Origin of the sequence: Streptomyces kurssanovii (assembly GCF_040677245.1) — a bacterium.
In the GTDB taxonomy this organism is placed as follows: Bacteria; Actinomycetota; Actinomycetes; order Streptomycetales; family Streptomycetaceae; genus Streptomyces; species Streptomyces kurssanovii.
Genome location: NZ_JBFAQK010000027.1, coordinates 29644 through 48409 on the forward strand (window position 1 = coordinate 29644; position 18766 = coordinate 48409).

Below are 18766 nucleotides of genomic sequence, written 5' to 3' on the forward strand. Positions count from 1 at the left end.
CGCCTTGTCCGTGCACGTCGGCAGCGAACATACCGACTGGTCGGACTGAGGGGGAAGGGGGCGTACGGCTGTTCGTCACCGGTGAGCGAGGATGGACCCGCACGATCCCGGACCCGGAAGGACGACCCGATGGCCCTCGACGATTCCGCACCGCTGCGCGAAGGCTCGGCGCCCGACGGTTCGGTGCTGCTGCACACCGAAGGACACGCCGGGTACATCACGCTCAATCGCCCCCGGGCCATCAACGCGCTCACCCACACCATGGTGCGAACCGTCGACGCGGCGCTCGACGCCTGGGAGCGCGACGACGACATCACCGTCGTGGTCCTCGCCGGCGCCGGTGAGCGGGGGCTCTGCGCCGGAGGGGACATCCGCGCCATCCACGACGACGCGCGCGCCGGCGGCGGGGCGTCGGTGGCCTTCTGGCGGGACGAGTACCGGCTCAACGCGCGGATCGCCCGCTGCACCAAGCCGTACGTGGCGCTCATGGACGGCATCGTGATGGGCGGCGGCGTCGGGGTGTCCGCGCACGGCAGTGTCCGGGTCGTCACGGAACGCTCGGCCGTCGCCATGCCGGAGACGGGGATCGGCTTCGTGCCGGATGTCGGCGGCACCCACCTGCTGGCGCGGGCGCCCGGCGAGCTGGGCACCCACCTGGCGCTCACCGGTGACGCGGTCGGCGCCGGTGACGCGCTGCTGCTCGGTCTGGCCGACCACTTCGTGCCCGGCGACCGGCTCGCCGGCTTCGCCGGGTCCCTCACGTCGGCGGAGCCCGCGGAGGCGTTGCGCCGGTACGCGGCCGAGGCCCCGCCGGGGGAACTCGCCGCCCGTCGTGACTGGATCGACCACTGCTACGCCGCCGGATCCGTCGAGGAGATCGTCGAACGGCTGTCGGACTGCGGGGAGCCGGCCGCCAAGCAGGCCGCCGAGACCATCCTGAGCAGGTCTCCCACCGCTGTGAAGGTGACCCTCGCCGCGATGCGCCGGGCCCGCGCGCTGGGCGCCCTCGAGCCCGTCCTGGAGCAGGAGTTCCGGGTCTCGTGCACGGCCCTCGCCTCGCCGGACCTGGTCGAGGGCATCCGCGCCCAGGTCATCGACAAGGACCGCGACCCGCGGTGGTCGCCCGCGCGGCTCGACGCCGTCAGCGAGAGGGACGTCGAGCGGCATTTCGCCCCTCTCGCCGCGGGCGAGCCGGGCCTGGGACTCACGGACTGATCCCGGAACCACGGCTGTTGCCGTCCTCACGGGACGGCCCGCTGCGGAGCACCGGCCCGCTCCGGAGCACCGGCCCGCGGCCGTCCGAGGCCGGCCGTGGACCGGAAGGGGCGGGGTGAGCAGACCCCCGCCCCTTCCGCGTCACGCCGCCCTGTCCCGCGGCGACACCACGCTCCTGCGCACCTCGGTGGTCGTGCCGTTCACCGTCACCGCCAGCGTGAACTCCCCGGGACGCAGCGCCGTGAGACGGCCCGTCACCGGGTCGAAGGCCGCCACGTGGCGGCCCCGTGCGCCGTCCGCCGGGCCGATGTGCACGTTGGGCGAGCCGGACCAGTCCGCGCTGACGGGGAACGCCACGGGAACGCGGCGCGTGCCCTGGACGACCGTCGCCTTCGCGTCCCCGCTCTCGCCGGGCCGCAGCGCGGCGGGCGCCTCCAGGCCGAGCCCGTCCACGTGCGTCCTGGTCTGGACGGAGAGCCAGTCGGGCCCGGCCTCCCACGGCGCCCTGCGCGCTGCCAGCTGCTCGGCGCGGGAGACGTCGTCGACGCCGACGAGCGACCAGCCCGTGAAGCCTCCCTCGTCGGCCGGACCGGCCGGGGCCTTGCCGGAGTTGCCGTTGACGAGGTAGGGCACACCGTCGACGTGCGCGGCGTGGAACACGCCGACATGGCTGCCGATCAGCGCCGCCCCCTTGCCCGTCGTACGGCGGAACTCCGCCAGCCAGTTCTCGATCAGCGCGGCCTCCTTGCGGTCGCCGAGCCGGCTGGCCTGCTGGACGGTCGGGTCACGCGGCGGGACGTGCTCGACGACCATCACGGAGCCGATGGCCGCGTCGGCCGCCGCCGCGTCGAGCTGGGCGCGGAGCTCCTGGATCTGGGCGAGGCCGCCTCCCCGCAGCGTCAGGCTGGAGGTGTCCAGGGTGACGAAGCGGGTGCCCCGGTGGTCGAACGTGCGCTGCGCGGGCCCGAACTCGGTGACGAAGTTGTCGATCTTCCCGCCCATCACCTCGTGGTTGCCGGGCACGTAGTACCAGGGCAGGTCGTCCCCCAGTTCCTCGTCGAGCACGCGGCGCGCGAACGCCAGGTCGGCCGGTGAGCCCTCGTCCACCAGGTCGCCGTTGACGACGAGGAAGTCGGGCCGTGCCGCCTTGATCTCCCGGAGGGTCCGGCGGGCCTGGGCGACGATCGGGCTGTCCGGCGCGCGGGCGACGAACTGGGCGTCGGACATGACGGCGAACTGCCAGTCGCGCCCTTCCGTGACGGCCTCGGGATCGATCAGCGGGTCGACGACGGGAGGCACGCTCGGCAGATCGACCGCGGGGGGCACCTGGGCGTCGAGCCCGTCGACGACGATCCCTCCGGTGTACTGCCGGTTCGCGGCGGTCTCCGCCAGGTAGAACCGGTGCACCTCCAGCGGCATCGCCGCGCCCTGCGGCACGTCGAATTTCACCTGCCGCCAGCCGGTCCAGGTGATGTAGGGCCCGCGCAGCAGCTGATCGGACCCGGCGGCGTCCTTCAGATGGAGGGTGGGCCAGGCGCCGTTGCCGTCACCCTTGATCCAGAGGGTGAAGGACTGCGGCTGTCCGGCGACCGGGATCCGCTGCGGCGGGTTGGCGTAGGCGGCCCTCGTCGCCGTCGACCGGGTGAAGTCGTAGGTGAGGTTCAGGCCGGTGCCTTCATGTCCGTCCGGTGTCGCCTCGACGGAGCCGCTCGCCCGGGCCTGGCTGAAGGTCCATGAGCCGGCGTCGTCGAAGCCGGTGACGGCCTGCTCGGCGAGGCCGACGCTCACGGCGAGCGTGGTGCTCACGCCTCCGGCGGTCGCGGTGATGCGCCCGGCGGTGTCGCGTCCGGTGCGCGCGGTGACGGTGAAGGAGCCGTGTCCGTCGTCGCGGACGTCGAACAGGCCGTGGTCGTAGTCGAGTCGTACGTCGGCGGGCTCGATGGGCGCGCTGTTGCCCTGGGCGTCGAGACCGAGGACGCCGAAGGCGCCGGTCGCGCCGGGGTCGGCGAGGGAGACCCGGCGGGTGGTCGGCTCGACGCGGGCCAGGTCGTCGAGCACCGTGAGCCGGATGCCGCCCTCGGCGCCGGCGCGTTCGGCCCGGACGTCGGTCGTGCCGCTGCGCCGGGCCCGGAAGACGCCGTCCTGGTCGACCCGGCCGACGGAGGGCCGCAGGGTGCGCCAGTGCGGGGCGCCGGCGGCCGGTCCGTACGTCTCGTCGTGGCCCGCGGCGGTGAGCCTGCGGGTGAGCCCGGGGAACACCCGCTCCGGGTGACCGCCGAGCACCGGGTCGGCCGTGGGGGCCAGGGATGCCGGTACGGCGGTCTCGACCCAATAGCCGCGCAGCGTGCCGCTGCCGTCCGGGGCGGTGAGGGCCAGGCCGTTGGGGACCTCGCGCTCGCTGCCGTCGGAGGGGCTGTTCTCCACCTGGAGCGCGTCACTGCCCGGTTCGCGGGCGACCAGGGTCGACGAGCCGCCGCCGTCGAGGTTCAGCGCGCTGTGCGCGCCGGCCTTCTTCATCATCAGGCCGAGCTCGGTGAGAGTGACGCCACCGCTGTCGGCCTGCCGGCCGTCGACGGTGACGATCTGCATCGCCCGCCCGTCCTTCGAGAAGCCGACGGCGGTGCGGGGCGCGGCGGTGTTGTTGCCGGCGCCGTCGTGGTTCTGTGCGACGCCGTCGACGACGAGAAGTTCACGGCCGCCGACCGCGGTGCGCGGCACGGGGCCGCCGTCGGTGCGGGGCCGGTACTCCGTCGTCACCGCGTCACCCGGCCGCAGGGCCTTGAGTACGCCGGCCCCGGCCTCGCGGCCGACGAGGACCGTGGTGCCCGCGGGCACCGGCCCGGTGCCTGGCCGGTCGAGCACTTCGACGACCTTGCCTTCGCGTACGACCGCTTCCGCGACGGGCGTCGCCGTGTCGGTGGTGAGGGCGCGGTCGGCCTCTCCCCATGCCGAGGTGTATGCCCCGATCCCGCCCGCCGGGACGTTGGCGGCGTTGTACGCGCCCAGCGGATGGGTTCCGCCGGGGACGGTGAGCGTGCCCTCGAAGTACATCTCCAGCACCCGGCCCGCGCCTTCCGGGCCGATACCGACGGCCCGATGGGCTCCAGGGGCGGGCGAGTGGGTGATCTCGCCGTCCTTGACGCCGGGGCCCTGCGGCGCGCCGGTCTGGTTGATGTCGAAGAAGTCCCCGTTGATCGCCGCGACGGTGCGGCGGCCCTCGCCGGCGTCGTGCCGGGCGGCGAGCTCGGAGACGCTGCCGCGGTCGGCGACCTTTCCCGAGAACAGGTAGTCGGCCTGTATGCCGCTGCCCAGGTCGACGGAGAGCGCGTCGACGCGCAGCCACTTGTCGGCCTCGAGACGGTCGTACGAGGTGAGCCGGACGCCGGGTGCGATCGGCCGGGACGCGCGGGCGGTCTCGATGCCGTCGGGGTCGGCGACGGCTGTCTGGCTGCCGCCGGGCGCGCTGGCCGGCGGCGGTGCGATCGGCCGCAGTATTTCGGCGGACTGGCGTGGCGGGGGCGGTGGATCAGCGACGGCGGGGGCGGCGGCCCCTACCACGAGTGCGGACAGCGTCGCGGCCAGCACGACGGTGTGTCTTGCTCTGCCAAGGCCCACAAGTACTCCTGGAGGATGGCTGGTTGAGCGTGCAGTAAGCGCTGTCGGCGGACAGCATCGCCGGGCCAAGAGGATCGCGCCAGAGGTCGGGATGAAGGACGGGAGAACACAAGGAACGCACTGGCATCTTCGCGTGACGGGGCATCAGCACCCGGTGTCACCACGCCGATGCCCGAGCGACTGCGACGGGCAGGGTGAAGTCCGTTGCCGCCGGAGTGTCCTCGACGGGACGGACGCGCGCCGTCGTCCACCGCCGACGCCGCGCCACAGCCGGCCGGGCCACGGCGGCCGAACGCCCGCCGAACGCCGACGAGTCGGCGGACCGGACGCGGGCGGCACGCGGCCGTCAGCGGCGCGGGGGGCGTAGGCAGGTGGCACGAAGCACCGCCGGCGGGCGGCCGTGTCGTGGGCGGTGCCCGGACGAGGAGGCCGGAGCCTCCGGCCCCGGACACGGAGACGGCGGGCCGGCCGCGACGGGATACGCCAGGCCGCGCGGGCGGCCGCACGCCGGTTCAGGGACGACCGGGTCCATGTCTCCGGCTCGGACACGAAGGGGACCGGCCGCGGCGGTGGGACCGCGCTCACGGTGTCGTGACCGGTGCCCGGACCACCCGGTCCACGTCGGCTCGGCCAGGAAGGTCCGTCGGCGTTCGGTGGGACCGCGCACAGTGTCATGGCCGGTGCCCGGACCACCGGGTCCACGTCTCCGGCCCCGGACACGGAGACGACCGGCCGCGACGGGATACGCCGGGCGGCCGCACAAGGCGCGGAGCCGGTGCCTGGGCCAACGGGTCGAGGTCTCCGGCTCGGAGACGGCCGGCCACCGCGGTGGGGCCGCGCGGGCGGCCGAACGAGGCGCGGCCGCAGGGCGGCGTGGTCCGGGGCAGCGAAAGGCGGGCGGACCGTCGCGGTCCGCCCGCCTACGTCATGTCAGTGCTGGGCGCTACGGCGCTTGCGCGCGGCCCACATGATGCCGCCGCCTGCCAGGATCACCGCGGCAGCCGCTCCGGCGATGACCGGGGTGGCGCTGGAGCCACCGGTCTCGGCCAGGCCGCCGCCGGGGGTCTCGGTGCTCGGCGGCGCCGAAGGCGTCGCGGGCGCACTGGTGGCCGGCGCGCTGGTGCTCGGCGTCTCGCTGGGGGTGGGCGAGGTCTCGCTCGGCGTCGGCGAGGGGGGCGTCGTCGACGGCGTCGGGCTCGGGGTCTCGTCCTCGCACACCGGCGCGGTCTTGGACTCGTCGCGCGAGAACTGGTCGCCGTCGCCGGCCACGACGACCAGACGGACGGTGAGTTCCTTGTCGTGCTCCGGAAGGTCGAGCTTGTCGTGGAATTCCTTCTTGAAGGTCTTCTTCGGCAGCAGTTCCTTGCCGTCCACCGTGATGGTCACGGTGTTCTCCTCGGTGGGGCTGTACGCGGTCAGGTCGACGCTGACCTCGTCACAGGTCACCGACCACACGGGCGTGTGCGCGATCGCCGGTGCGGCGGAAAGGCCGACGCCGAGTGCGCCGGCCGAAGCGACGGCTATGAGCGCTCCCGTACGCCGCCACGTTCTTCTGGTCTCTGTCACTGATTCCTCCACGATTACCGCGCCAATGCGTCTGGCGGTGCGCGCACAGTACCGCTGACGCCACATGGCACCACAACCGCCCCATCCCCTTGGCGCATACGGCGGCTGAAATCTCGTCAGTCGAGTCCGCGGCGCGTCGCGCGGGTCCACGCGGGCAGAACGAACCAGCACACCACGAACCACACCACCATGGCGACGACGAGCCACAGCGCGATCGTGTCGTCGAGCACCACCCGGAGGATGAGGAGGAGGGCGGACGCCATCGTGCACAGCAGCAGCACGAGACCGAGCACGGTCAGGCGGGAGGCCCAGGAGACCGTCTGCGGCTTGAGCCGGCGGCCGGTGAGCATCCGGTGGAACGCCACGGGACCGATGAGCACCCCGGTGGTCGCGGCGCCCAGTACGACGGTCACGGAGTAGATCGTCTGGTCGGTCTGCGACAGATCGACGAAGCGTGGCTGAAACGCGACCGTCAGCAGGAAACCGAAGAGGATCTGCACGCCCGTCTGCGCGACCCGCAATTCCTGGAGCAGGTCCGCCCACCTGCGGTCGGCCCTTTCCTCCTCTGTCTCGTCGCGGCCGCGTACGCCATTTCCCTTTCCATTGCCATTGCCCCTTTTCCGGTCCATTACGCTCAGGCTCCATTCGTATCGGACAGTGTGTGCGACGGGAAAATGCGGGCACCCGCCGTCATGGAGGTGCAGACAATGGTTCCTATCCTGCTCGTTCTCCTTCTCGCCGTCGTTCTGTTCGGCGCCGGATTCGCTTTGGAGGTCCTGTGGTGGATCGCCCTCGCCGTCCTGGTGATCTGGCTGCTGGGATTCCTGATGCGCAGCACGACGGCGGGTGGCGGGCGCTCTCGCTGGTACAGGTGGTAGTGGCAGTCGAGTGACGATGGGCCGCTCCTAACGCAGGGCGGCAAGCCGGCGGCCGGCCGGGCCAAGTGCCCGCCGGCCGCCGAGCGCGTCGCCCCACGGGTCGGTGCGTGCCTGTTCGAGCGCGTCCGTGACCGTCCACCGCCGCGGGCCCGTCCGCGGGTCGTCCAACTGGTCCCAGCTGATCGGCGTCGCGACCGGCGCACCCGCCCTGGCACGCACCGAGTAGGGCGTCACCGCGGTCTGCGCGTAGCCGTTGCGCTGCACGTCCAGATAGAGACGGTCGCCGCGGGCCTGCTTGCGCACCGCGGTGGTCAGGTGGTCGGGGTCGCGCCGCGCGAGGGTCTCCGCCACCTCCTGGGCGAAGGAGCGCGCCCCGTCGAAGTCGGTGTCGCCCGACAGGGGCACGATCACATGGAGCCCGCGGGAGCCGGTGGTCATCAGGACCGAGTTGAGGCGCAGATCGTCGAGCAGCTCACCGAGCTGCCGCGCCGCGCGTCGCACCGTCTCGAAGTCGTCGGCCGTGTCGCCCGAGGGATCCAGGTCGAACACCAGCCGGTCGGGCCGCTCGAGCCGGCCGGCCCGTGACTGCCACCGGTGGAACGTGATGCACGCCTGGTCGACCAGGTGCATCAAAGTGGCGGTGTTGTCGCACACGGTGTGGACGACGGTGCCGCCCTCCTTGGCGACCTCGACCCTGCGCACCCAGTCCGGATAGCTCTCCGGGGTGTTCTTCTGTACGAAGCGGGGGCCGCCGACGCCGTCCGGGTGCCGTTCCAGCATCAGTGGACGGCCGCGCAGATGCGGCAGCATGTGCGGCGCGACGGCCCGGTAGTACTCGGCGAGATCGGCCTTGCTGATGCCGTCGTCGGGGAAGAGCACCTTGTCCGGTCGCTGGATCTCGACGGTCCGCCCGCCGGCCCGCACGGGGTGGGTCCGCTCGTCCTTCACGGGTGCACCATGGCTTCCGCGACGAGCAGGCGCACGGCGGCGCTGATGGATTCGGCGTCGATGCCGGAGGCGTGGAGTTGTTCCGCGGGCGTGGCGGACGCCGGGATGTTGCGCACCCCGAGCCGGATCAGCCGCGGCATGGGGCGTCCGTCGGAGAACGCTTCGGCCACCGCGTCGCCGAGGCCGCCCTCCGTGCGGTGGTCCTCCACGGTCAGCAGACAGCCGGTGTCGTTGGCCGCGCTCTGCAGGGCGCCCGCGTCGACGGGCTTGACCGAGTAGAGGTCGACGACGCGTACCGGGATGCCTTCCCGTTCGAGGACGGCGGCGGCGGTCAGCGCCTCGTGGACGGTCACTCCCGCGGCGACGACGCACACGCGGTCGCGGTGCGAGGCGCGCAGCACCTTGGAGCCGCCGACCGGGAAGTCCTCCTCGGGGCCGTAGATCACCGGCATGTCGGAGCGGCTGGTGCGCAGGTAGCTCACGTTCGGCAGGTCGGCCATGGCCGCGACGAGCCGCGCGGTCTGGTTGGCGTCACAGGGGTAGAGGACGGTGCTGCCGGGCACCGAGCGGAACATCGCGAGGTCCTCGAGTCCCATCTGCGAGGGCCCGTCCTGGCCGATGGCGACGCCGGCGTGGGATCCGACGAGGTTGACGGAAGCGCGGCTCACGGCGGCCATCCGGATGAAGTCGTGGGCGCGGGTCAAGAAGGCGGCGAACGTGGCGGCGTAGGGGACGTAGCCCCGTGTGAACAGGCCGACGGCGGCGGCAACGAGCTGCTGTTCCGCGATGTAGCACTGGAAGTGGCGGCCGGGGTGTTCCTTGGCGAAATACTCGGTGCGCGTCGAGTCGCCGACCTCGCCGTCGAGCGCGACGACGTCCGTGCGTGCGGAGCCCAGAGCGGCCAATGCCTGCCCGTACGCGGTGCGGGTGGCGACCTTGTCGCCCACGTCGTACGCAGGGAGGGTGAGCCCGCCGGTGTGCCGCTCGTGCAGCACCTGGGCCGCCGGCGGCTGCTGGACCTCGATCCTGGCGGTGCGCACACCGCCCAGTTCCGCGATCGCGTCCGACGCGTCGGCGAGGGGCTTGCCGTGCTTGCCCTCCTGGTCCGCCACGGCGGCCACTCCGTGCCCCTTCTCGGTGCGGGCGATGACGGCGGTGGGGCGGCCGACGGTGCCGGCGGCCTCCGACAGGGCGTCGTCGACGGCCCTGACGTCGTGCCCGTCGATCTCGACGGTGTGCCAGCCGAAGGCCTGAAGGCGGCGGGCGTACGCGTCGAGGTCCCAGCCGAAGCGGGTGGGGCCGCGCTGGCCGAGCCGGTTCACGTCGAGGATCAGCGTCAGGTTGTCCAGCCGTTCGAAGGAGGCGTGCTCCACGGCCTCCCAGACGGAGCCCTCCGCCATCTCGCTGTCGCCCGACAGCACCCACACGCGGTACGGGATCTGGTCCAGCCGCTTGCCGGCGAGGGCCATGCCGACCCCGACGGGCAGTCCTTGGCCGAGCGAGCCGGTGGCCACGTCGACCCAGGGCAGCCGGGGGGTGGGGTGCCCTTCGAGACGGCTGCCGTGTCGGCGGAAGGTCAGGAGTTCCTCGTCGTCGACGGCTCCGGCCGCCACGTACATGGCGTACAGCAGGGGTGACGCGTGCCCCTTGGAGAGCACGAGCCGGTCGTTGCCCGGGTGTTCGGGCCGGCCGAAGTCGTAGCGCAGGTGGTGGGCGAGCAGCACGGCGCCGAGGTCGGCCGCGGACATGGAAGACGTGGGGTGCCCGGAGCCCGCGGCGTCGGCGGCGCGTACCGCGTCGACGCGCAACTGCTGGGCAAGCTCGGTGAGTTGTTCGTCCTGCATCTCACTGCTCCTTGGAAGGGGCGCCGCCGACGCGCGCCAGTTCGGGCGAAGCGGTGTCCAGCGGGACCGACCAGGAACGCACCAGCCCCAGCTGGACCGCCTGGCGCGGCAGTACGGCGTCGAGCGCCCAGTCGGCAGCGACGCGCACCCGGTTGCCGGGCATCGCGGCGAGGTGGTAGCCGCGGGTGACCGCGCCCGCGAGCGGCCCGGACAGCGCCACGCCGAGGGGATTCGCGGCGGCCTTGACGCCTCCGAGGTCGACGGCGAAGCCGAGGTCGTGGTGGGAGTAGGCGCGGGGGGTGCCGCGGCCGAGGGAGGCGGCGACGTTGTGGCCGGCCGTCCTGCCCTGACGGGAGGCGTGCTGGGCCGTCATCGGCGTGTACTCGCCCGGCCGGGTCACGTCGGGGACCGCGGCGGCGTCGCCGCACGCGAAGACTTCGGGGTGGCCGGGCACGGTGAGCCTGGAGTCGACGACCAGCCGTCCGCGCTCGACGGGCAGTCCGACCTCGGAGACGAGCGGGTCGGGCCGCACGCCCACGCACCAGACGAGGGTGCGGGTGGCGATGTCGTCCCCGTCGTCGAACAGGGCCCCGTTCGCCGTCGCCTCCTTGACGGAGGTCTTGGTGCGGACCTCGACGCCCCGCTCGCGCAGCACCCGGTCGGCGGTGTCGGAGAGCCTGCGGTCCAGCTCGGGAAGGACCCGCTCCGCGATGTCGACCAGGATCCAGCGCGGCGGGGGCTCCGGGTGGCCGGTGCGCTGCCGGTCCGCCAGCGCGCGGGTGAACAGGGCGCCCTGGGCGGCCACTTCGGTGCCGGTGTAGCCGGCCCCGACGACGACGAAGGTGCGGCGTGCGGCGCGCTCCTCCATGGTCTCCGCGGTCGCGGAGATCTCCATCTGCCGGGTGACGTGGTCCCGGAGGTAAAGGGCCTCCGGCAGCCCGCGGAAGCCGTGCGCGTGTTCGGCGACACCGGGGACGGGAAGCAGCTTGTTGACGCTGCCGACGGCGAGGACGAGCCGGTCGTAGCCGAGCCGGCCCGTCCCTCCCTCGGTGTCTTCGTAGTGGACGTACCGCCCGTCCAGGTCGACCCCTGTGGCCCGGCCCAGGACCAGCCGGACCCGCGGCAGCGAGCCGGGCAGGGACACGGTGACCCTGCGGGGTTCGAGGATGCCGGCCGCCACCTGCGGCAGGAGCGGCAGGTAGAGGAAGTAGTCGGTCGGGTTGAGCAGGACCACCTCCGCATCGTCGCGGAGGGTCCGGCTGAGCGTGCGGGCCGCCTGGAATCCGGCGAACCCGGCTCCCACGACGACGACTCGGGAACGGCTCACGATCGGCTCCGTTCTCAGACGTGAACGGTTACGGGACTTACGCGTCGAGCGCGCTCCGGGTGCCCTCGCGGCCGCCGGTCAAACCCTGAACGCCCCGTTGACGCCCGGGCCGGACCCGTCCGTTTCCGGGCGGCGGTCATCGGTGCGCGCGCCGCTCCGGCTTCCGTACGCGCGGGGCTCACGCCCGTCCTCATGCGTACGTGCGAGCCCTGTCCTCATTCGTACGTGCGGGGGTTCGGCCTGTCCTCCACCACCGGCGTCGAGGGGGGCACGACCACGCGCCGCCGCCGGGCGATGCTGGTGAACGTGGCGACTCCGATGATGCCGACGGCCATGAGGATCAGTCCGACGACGTCGAGGTTCGCGCCTTCCACCTCCCAGTCGGTGGCGAACGTGAGAATCGCTCCGGCGGCGATCAGGATGATGCATCCGCCAAGACCCATGTGACTCACCTGTTTCTGTCAGTTCAGCCGGTCCGTTCTTGTCTCTGTCAGCTGGTCCGTTGCGGGTACCCGCCTGAGGTAGGGCCATGCATGGGTCAAGCGGCCCCCGCCCCGTGGCGGCCGGCGGATAGGGCACCGGGCGCAAAGGATCAAGAGCGCCCCGGAGAGGGCAAGGTCACAGCCGCCGGACCTGCTGTGACTGTGGGTACTGACCTAACATCCGGGGCATGACGGTCCTCCCCGATGACGGGTTCTCACTGGCCGCCGAGTTTCCGGATGCGACCCATGAGCAGTGGCAGCGCCTGGTCGAAGGCGTACTGCGCAAGGCAGGCAAGGACGCGGCGGGCGCGGCGGCAGAGGACGCACTGTCCACGGCGCTGGAGGACGGGATCACCACCCGTCCTCTCTACACGTCCGACGGCGGTGCCGACTCGGCCGGTTTCCCCGGTTTCGCCCCCTTCACCCGCGGCGCCACTCCGGAAGGCGGTTCGGTCGCGGGCTGGGACGTACGCCAGCGTCACGAGCGGCCGGACCCGGCCCGGACCAACGAGGCGGTCCTCGCCGACCTGGAGAACGGCGCGGCCTCCGTGTGGCTGGCCGTCGGCGACGCGGGCGTGCCCGTCGACGGTCTGGCCACGGCCCTGGAGGGCGTCCACCTGGACCTGGCTCCCGTCGTGCTGGACGCGGGCGGCGACTTCGAGGCCGCGGCACGCGAACTCCTCGGTCTGTACGAGAAGCGGGCGACGGCCCCGGAGTCGGCGCTCGGCCATCTCGGCGCGGACCCGCTGGGCCACGCCGCACGCACCGGCCGCCACGCGGACATCAAGGAGCGGACCGCCGTCGCCGCCGAGCTCGCCGCGCTCTGCCACGCCACGTATCCGAATCTGCGGGTGGTGAGCGTCGACGCCCTTCCGTACCACGAGGCCGGCGCCAGTGCCGCCCAGGAGCTGGGCTGTTCGCTCGCCACCGGTGTCTCCTGGCTGCGGGACCTGACCGCCGCCGGGCTGGACGCCGAAGCGGCCTGCGGGCAGCTGGAGTTCCGGTACGCGGCCTCCGCGGACCAGTTCCTGACGATCGCCAAGCTGCGGGCGGCCCGCCGGCTGTGGGCCCGCGTCGCCGAGGTGTGCGGAGTGACCGGCGCCGGCGCCGCCCAGCGCCAGCACGCCGTGACCTCCCCGGTGATGATGACGCGGCGGGACCCGTGGGTGAACATGCTGCGCACGACGGTCGCCTCACTGGCGGCCGGCGCGGGCGGCGCCGACGCGGTGACTGTGCTCCCCTTCGACCACGCGCTGGGCCTGCCGGACGCGTTCGCGCGCCGGATCGCCCGCAACACCTCCTCGATTTTGCTGGAGGAGTCGCACCTCGGCCGGGTCGTCGACCCGGCCGGCGGCTCCTGGTACGTGGAGCGGCTCACGGACGAGCTCGCCCGGGCGGCCTGGGCGTGGTTCCAGGAGATCGAGCGCGCCGGCGGCCAGGCCGCCGCGCTGCGCGGCGGACTCGTCGCCGAGCGCCTCGGCGCGACGTGGGAGAGCCGCCGCAAGAAGCTCGACACCCGCCGCGAACCGGTGACGGGCGTCAGCGAGTTCCCGCTGCTCGGTGAGCCGGCGGTCGAACGTGACCCGGCGCCGCGGCGGCCCGCGGGAGGCCTGCCGGTGGTCCGCCGCGACGAGGCGTTCGAGGAGCTGCGGGCCCGTTCCGACGCCCATCTGGCGGCGACCGGCGCGCGGCCCAGGGTGTTCGTCGCGGCGCTCGGCCCGGCGTCCGCGCACACCGCGCGGGCGGGCTTCGCGGCCAACCTCTTCCAGGCCGGCGGCATCGAAACGGTGCAGGACCCGGTGAGTGTCGACGCGGCCTCGGCCGCGGCGGCCTTCACGGCGAGCGGCGCGCAGGTGGCGTGCATCTGCTCCAGCGACGCGCTCTACGCGGAGCAGGCGGCGCCAGTGGCCGCGGCCCTGAAGGCGGCCGGCGCTCTGCGGGTGTTCCTCGCCGGGCGGCCCGGCGAACAGCGTGAGACGTACGAGAGGGCCGGGGTCGACGAGTTCGTCGTCGCGGGCGGCGACGCGGTCGCCGTGCTGACCGGGGCCCTCGACCGGATCGGAGTGGCGTGATGGGCATCCCGGACTTCACGGGGATCGAGCTGGGTCCCGCCACCGCGGGCACGGCCGACGAGAAGCAGTGGCGCGCGGCGCTCGAGGCCGCCACCGGCAAGGAGGCCGGTGAGCTGGTGTGGGAGACGCCGGAAGGCATTCCGGTGAAACCGCTGTACACGGACGCGGACCTGGCCGGCGTCGACTTCCTCGGTACGTATCCGGGTGTGGCGCCGTATCTGCGCGGCCCGTACCCGACGATGTACGTCAACCAGCCCTGGACGATCCGGCAGTACGCCGGGTTCTCCACGGCCGAGGAGTCGAACGCCTTCTACCGGCGCAACCTGGCGGCGGGCCAGAAGGGCCTGTCCGTCGCGTTCGACCTGCCGACGCACCGCGGGTACGACAGCGATCACCCGCGGGTCACCGGCGACGTCGGCATGGCCGGTGTGGCGATCGACTCGATCTACGACATGCGGCAGCTGTTCGACGGCATCCCGCTGGACCGCATGAGCGTGTCGATGACGATGAACGGGGCGGTGCTGCCCGTCCTCGCGCTGTACATCGTGGCCGCGGAGGAGCAGGGCGTTCCGGCTTCGAGGCTCGCGGGGACCATCCAGAACGACATCCTCAAAGAGTTCATGGTCCGCAACACCTACATCTATCCGCCCGGCCCGTCGATGCGGATCATCTCGGACATCTTCGCGTACACGGCGCAGAAGATGCCGCGCTACAACTCGATCTCCATCTCCGGCTACCACATCCAGGAGGCCGGGGCCACGGCCGACCTGGAGCTCGCGTACACGCTCGCCGACGGCATGGAGTACCTGCGGGCCGGTATCGGGGCGGGCATGGACGTGGACGCGTTCGCGCCCCGGCTGTCGTTCTTCTGGGCGATCGGCATGAACTTCTTCATGGAGGTCGCGAAGCTGCGGGCGGCACGGCTGCTGTGGGCGAAGCTGGTGAAGGGCTTCGACCCGAAGAACCCGAAGTCGCTGTCGCTGCGCACCCATTCGCAGACCTCCGGCTGGTCGCTGACGGCCCAGGACGTCTTCAACAACGTCACGCGCACCTGTGTCGAGGCGATGGCGGCAACGCAGGGGCACACCCAGTCGCTGCACACCAACGCCCTCGACGAGGCGCTGGCCCTGCCGACCGACTTCTCCGCGCGCATCGCCCGCAACACCCAGCTGCTGCTCCAGCAGGAGTCGGGCACCTGCCGGGTCATCGACCCGTGGGGCGGCAGCGCGTACGTCGAGAAGCTGACGCACGACCTGGCCCGGCGCGCCTGGCGGCACATCGAGGAGGTCGAGGCCGCGGGCGGCATGGCGAAGGCCATCGACGCCGGCATCCCCAAGCTCCGCATCGAGGAGGCCGCGGCGCGCACCCAGGCACGTATCGACTCCGGGCGTCAGCCGGTGATCGGGGTGAACAAGTACCGGGTGGAGTCCGACGAGCAGATCGACGTGCTCAAGGTCGACAACTCCCAGGTGCGGGCCCAGCAGATCGAGAAGCTGCGGCGGCTGCGCGCGGAGCGCGACGAGGCCGCCTGTCAGGACGCGCTGCGCGCCCTGACCGCGGCCGCGGCGGCCGGTCATGTGGCGGACGGCGGTCTCGAGGGCAATCTGCTGGCGCTGGCCGTGGACGCGGCCCGCGCGATGGCGACCGTCGGGGAGATCTCCGACGCCCTGGAGAAGGTGTACGGCAGGCACTCCGGCCAGATCCGTACGATCTCGGGTGTGTACAGGAACGAGGCAGGCATGTCGCCCGCGGTGGACGCGACCCGTGCCCTGGTCGGGGAGTTCGAGGAGGCGGAGGGCCGGCGGCCGCGCATCCTGGTCGCCAAGATGGGCCAGGACGGGCACGACCGGGGCCAGAAGGTGATCGCGACCGCGTTCGCCGACCTCGGCTTCGACGTGGACGTCGGCCCGCTGTTCCAGACGCCGGCCGAGGTCGCGCGGCAGGCGGTCGAGGCGGACGTCCACATCGTCGGCGTCTCGTCGCTGGCGGCCGGACACCTGACGCTGGTGCCGGCGCTGCGCGAGCAGCTGGCGGCGGAGGGCCGCGAGGACATCATGATCGTCGTCGGCGGTGTGATCCCGCCGCAGGACGTCCCGGCGCTGCACGAGGCCGGAGCCGCGGCGGTGTTCCCGCCGGGAACGGTGATCCCCGACGCCGCGAGGGACCTGGTTCGGACCCTGGCCGGTTCGCTCGGCCACGAGTTGCCGTAGGTCCGCGCATGCCACCGAAGATCGACATCGACGCCTATGTGAAGGGCGTGCGGGACGGTTCGCGGGCGTACATCGCCCGCGCCGTCACGCTGGTGGAGTCGACCCGCCCGGACCACCGGGCGCTCGCGCAGCGGCTGCTGACCGAGCTGCTGCCGTTCGCCGGGGCGGCCAGGCGGGTGGGCATCAGCGGGGTGCCCGGCGTCGGCAAGTCCACCTTCATCGACGCGCTCGGCTCGATGCTCACGGGGCTCGGACACCGTGTGGCGGTCCTCGCCGTCGACCCGTCGTCCACCCGCACCGGCGGCTCGATCCTGGGCGACAAGACCCGGATGGAGCGCCTGGCGGTGGACCCGGCGGCGTTCGTACGCCCCTCACCCAGCTCGGGGACGCTGGGCGGGGTCGCCAAGGCCACCCGGGAGACGATGGTGGTGATGGAGGCCGCGGGCTACGACGTCGTGCTGGTGGAGACGGTGGGCGTCGGCCAGTCGGAGACCGCCGTGGCGGACATGGTCGACTCGTTCCTGCTGCTCAGCCTCGCCCGCACCGGTGACCAGTTGCAGGGCATCAAGAAGGGCGTGCTGGAACTGGCCGACGTGATCGCCGTCAACAAGGCCGACGGTCCGCACGAACGCGACGCCCGCTCCGCGGCCCGCGAACTCGCCGGGGCCCTGCGTCTCATGAACCCGGCCGACGCCGCCTGGACCCCGCCCGTGCTGTCGTGCAGCGCCCGGGAGGGCACCGGGCTGGAAGCGGTGTGGGAGCGCCTGGAACAGCACCGTACGGTCCTGGGTTCGACCGGCGCTCTCGACGCCAAGCGCCGCGAGCAGCAGATCGGCTGGACGTGGGCGATGGTCCACGACACGCTCCTGGACCGGCTGCGCAGGCACCCGGGGGTGCGGGAGCTGACGGCCGGTCTCGAGGAGCAGGTCCGTGGCGGGCAGCTGACCGCCACGCTGGCCGCCGAGCGGATCCTCGAGGCATTCGCACAGCCGGAGTCGCGGCAGCCGTAGCGCATGGCGGAGCCGGGTGCGCGGTTCCGCCGATCCGCGCACCCGGCCCGTTCTCCCATCCCATGGCCGCTCGGCCGATCTTCGGGTCCCCGCCCTCCGCGGGTCCAAACCTGACTGCCCGAAACTGCCGCGCCCGCCCGGTCTCTTCCCGTGTCGGTGCCGGTGGAGCTGGGTACCCGGCCCCGGCAGCCGCCCCGAACGGGCTGGTGAGGGACGAGTGGAAGGCGAACAGCGATGGCAGAGCTCGTGAGAGAAGTCATGACGGCCGGGGTGGCGGCAGTGCGGCCGGACGCCTCACTCGTCGAGGCGGCGCGACTGATGCGGGACCTGGACATCGGCGATGTGCTGGTCGCCGACGGCGACACGGTGGTCGGGATGCTCACCGACCGGGACATCACCCTCCGCTCGGTCGCCGAGGGCGCGGATCCCGCCGGCGTCAGCGCCTCCTCCGCGTGCACCCCCGACCCGGTGTGCGTGGCCCCCGACGACTCCGTGATGTCCGCGGTGCGGCTGATGCGCACGCACGCGGTGCGCCGGCTGCCGGTCGTGGAGGACGGCCGCCCGCTCGGCGTGGTGAGCCTCGGAGACCTCGCCGCCGCCCAGGATCCGCACTCCGCGCTGGCGGAGATCAGCGTCGCCGAGAGCAACAACGAAAGGAGCTGATCATGCTGATCGCGTTTCTGACGGCCCATGAAGGAGTGGAACAGGTCGAACTCACCGAGCCCTGGCAGGCGGTGTCGGACTCCGGCGACAAGCCTCAGCTGGTGTCGACGCGTCCCGGCCGGGTGCAGGCGTTCAACCACCTCGACAAGGCGGACACCTTCCCCGTCGACCAGGTGGTCGCGGACGCGTCGGTCGACGAGTTCGGCGGGCTGGTGCTGCCCGGTGGTGTGGCCAATCCCGACGCGCTGCGCATGGACGCGGACGCCGTGGCGTTCGTCAAGGCGTTCTTCGACGCGGGCAAGCCCGTCGCCGCGATCTGCCACGCGCCGTGGACGCTGATCGAGGCGGACGTGGTGCGCGGCCGCAGTCTCACCTCGTGGCCCAGCCTGCGTACCGACATCCGCAACGCCGGCGGGGAATGGGTGGACGAGCGGGTGCGCGTCTGCGAGGCGGCGCCGAGCACGCTGATCACCAGCCGCAAGCCGGGTGACCTCGAGGCGTTCTGCGACGCGTTCACCGCCGAGTTCGCGAAGGCTTCCGGCGTCGGCGCGAGCAGCTGAGCCGCCGGACACACGTGTGGACGCGCCCGGCGCGTTCACACGCTCGAGGCCGGCCTGGCCCGGGCAGCGGCACACGGAGCAGGCCCCCGGCGCACGGGGGCCTGCTCCGTCTCGCGGACGTTCACTGCGTCCTTTCCCGGGCCCCGGAACGGGTTCGGCCCGCGGCCACCGGCCGGTCGGGGTGGCGCCGCAGATACTCGGCCTCCAGGTCCGCCATCCGCACATTGTGCGCTTCCAGGGCGGCGGCCGAACCGTAGAGGAGTGTGTCGTGGCGGCTGCGGTGGATGGTCTCGAGTTCCCGCAGCAGGTCCTGTTCGCTGAGGTCCGCCGGGTCGACGCCCCTGTGCCCGTGCTCGCTCTCGTTCACGGCAACCGT

15 protein-coding genes are annotated in these 18766 nt (G+C 72.8%); 7 read left to right on the forward strand and 8 right to left on the reverse strand.

From position 1 onward, the window contains the following. The first annotated feature begins 129 nt into the window (after positions 1-129). The gene (locus AB0K36_RS19990) at positions 130-1215 is read left to right on the forward strand and encodes an enoyl-CoA hydratase/isomerase family protein (RefSeq protein WP_364595974.1); all 1086 of its coding nucleotides are present in this window, start codon (positions 130-132) and stop codon (positions 1213-1215) included. A gap of 141 nt (positions 1216-1356) precedes the next feature. On the opposite strand, the gene AB0K36_RS19995 is transcribed toward AB0K36_RS19990, so the two are convergent. The 3 genes from AB0K36_RS19995 to AB0K36_RS20005 all read right to left on the reverse strand — a co-directional run bounded on the left by AB0K36_RS19995 (position 1357) and on the right by AB0K36_RS20005 (position 7025). Next, entirely contained in the window at positions 1357-4830 is a 3474-nt protein-coding gene (locus AB0K36_RS19995) for a phosphodiester glycosidase family protein (RefSeq protein ID WP_364595977.1), read from the reverse strand. Positions 4831-5760: 930 nt separating this feature from the next. Further along, positions 5761-6396, reverse strand: a complete 636-nt coding sequence (locus AB0K36_RS20000) for an LAETG motif-containing sortase-dependent surface protein (protein ID WP_364595980.1) — start codon at positions 6394-6396, stop codon at positions 5761-5763. A 116-nt stretch (positions 6397-6512) separates the two neighbouring features. Beyond that, complete coding sequence (locus AB0K36_RS20005; RefSeq protein ID WP_189472922.1) at positions 6513-7025, reverse strand: DUF6328 family protein; 513 nt, start codon at positions 7023-7025, stop codon at positions 6513-6515. 78 nt (positions 7026-7103) lie between these two features. Between AB0K36_RS20005 and AB0K36_RS20010 the strand changes: the two genes are divergently transcribed. Then, positions 7104-7274, forward strand: a complete 171-nt coding sequence (locus AB0K36_RS20010; protein WP_159694679.1) for a hydrophobic protein — start codon at positions 7104-7106, stop codon at positions 7272-7274. 27 nt (positions 7275-7301) lie between these two features. Here AB0K36_RS20010 and ligD read toward each other — a convergent pair whose 3' ends face one another. The 4 genes from ligD to AB0K36_RS20030 form a co-directional block, all read right to left on the reverse strand. Next, a complete protein-coding gene (gene ligD / locus AB0K36_RS20015) occupies positions 7302-8222 on the reverse strand; it encodes a non-homologous end-joining DNA ligase (RefSeq protein WP_364595983.1) in 921 nt (306 codons plus the stop codon). Next, a complete protein-coding gene (locus tag AB0K36_RS20020) occupies positions 8219-10066 on the reverse strand; it encodes a transketolase (protein WP_364595986.1) in 1848 nt (615 codons plus the stop codon). The genes ligD and AB0K36_RS20020 overlap by 4 nt, the downstream gene beginning before the upstream one ends. A gap of 1 nt (position 10067) precedes the next feature. Next, a complete protein-coding gene (locus AB0K36_RS20025; RefSeq protein WP_364595989.1) occupies positions 10068-11393 on the reverse strand; it encodes an NAD(P)/FAD-dependent oxidoreductase in 1326 nt (441 codons plus the stop codon). A gap of 215 nt (positions 11394-11608) precedes the next feature. Next, positions 11609-11836: a DUF6458 family protein gene (locus AB0K36_RS20030; protein ID WP_189472929.1), complete on the reverse strand. Its 228-nt coding sequence runs from the start codon at positions 11834-11836 to the stop codon at positions 11609-11611. Between the two features lie 227 nt (positions 11837-12063). Between AB0K36_RS20030 and AB0K36_RS20035 the strand changes: the two genes are divergently transcribed. The 5 genes from AB0K36_RS20035 (at position 12064) to AB0K36_RS20055 (ending at position 18390) form a co-directional block, all read left to right on the forward strand. Then, on the forward strand, positions 12064-13947 hold the full coding sequence (locus AB0K36_RS20035) for a methylmalonyl-CoA mutase family protein (RefSeq protein WP_364595993.1): 1884 nt from the start codon (positions 12064-12066) through the stop codon (positions 13945-13947). Continuing rightward, complete coding sequence (gene scpA / locus AB0K36_RS20040) at positions 13947-16157, forward strand: methylmalonyl-CoA mutase (protein ID WP_364595996.1); 2211 nt, start codon at positions 13947-13949, stop codon at positions 16155-16157. The genes AB0K36_RS20035 and scpA overlap by 1 nt, the downstream gene beginning before the upstream one ends. A gap of 8 nt (positions 16158-16165) precedes the next feature. Next, positions 16166-17167, forward strand: a complete 1002-nt coding sequence (gene meaB / locus AB0K36_RS20045; RefSeq protein ID WP_364595999.1) for a methylmalonyl Co-A mutase-associated GTPase MeaB — start codon at positions 16166-16168, stop codon at positions 17165-17167. A gap of 234 nt (positions 17168-17401) precedes the next feature. Further along, positions 17402-17830, forward strand: a complete 429-nt coding sequence (locus AB0K36_RS20050) for a CBS domain-containing protein (protein ID WP_189472938.1) — start codon at positions 17402-17404, stop codon at positions 17828-17830. Between the two features lie 2 nt (positions 17831-17832). Next, on the forward strand, positions 17833-18390 hold the full coding sequence (locus tag AB0K36_RS20055; RefSeq protein WP_364596002.1) for a type 1 glutamine amidotransferase domain-containing protein: 558 nt from the start codon (positions 17833-17835) through the stop codon (positions 18388-18390). 121 nt (positions 18391-18511) lie between these two features. On the opposite strand, the gene AB0K36_RS20060 is transcribed toward AB0K36_RS20055, so the two are convergent. Continuing rightward, positions 18512-18757 (reverse strand): DUF6158 family protein, encoded by a 246-nt coding sequence (locus tag AB0K36_RS20060; RefSeq protein ID WP_364596005.1) that lies wholly within the window; start codon positions 18755-18757, stop codon positions 18512-18514. Between the last annotated feature and the right edge of the window lie 9 nt (positions 18758-18766).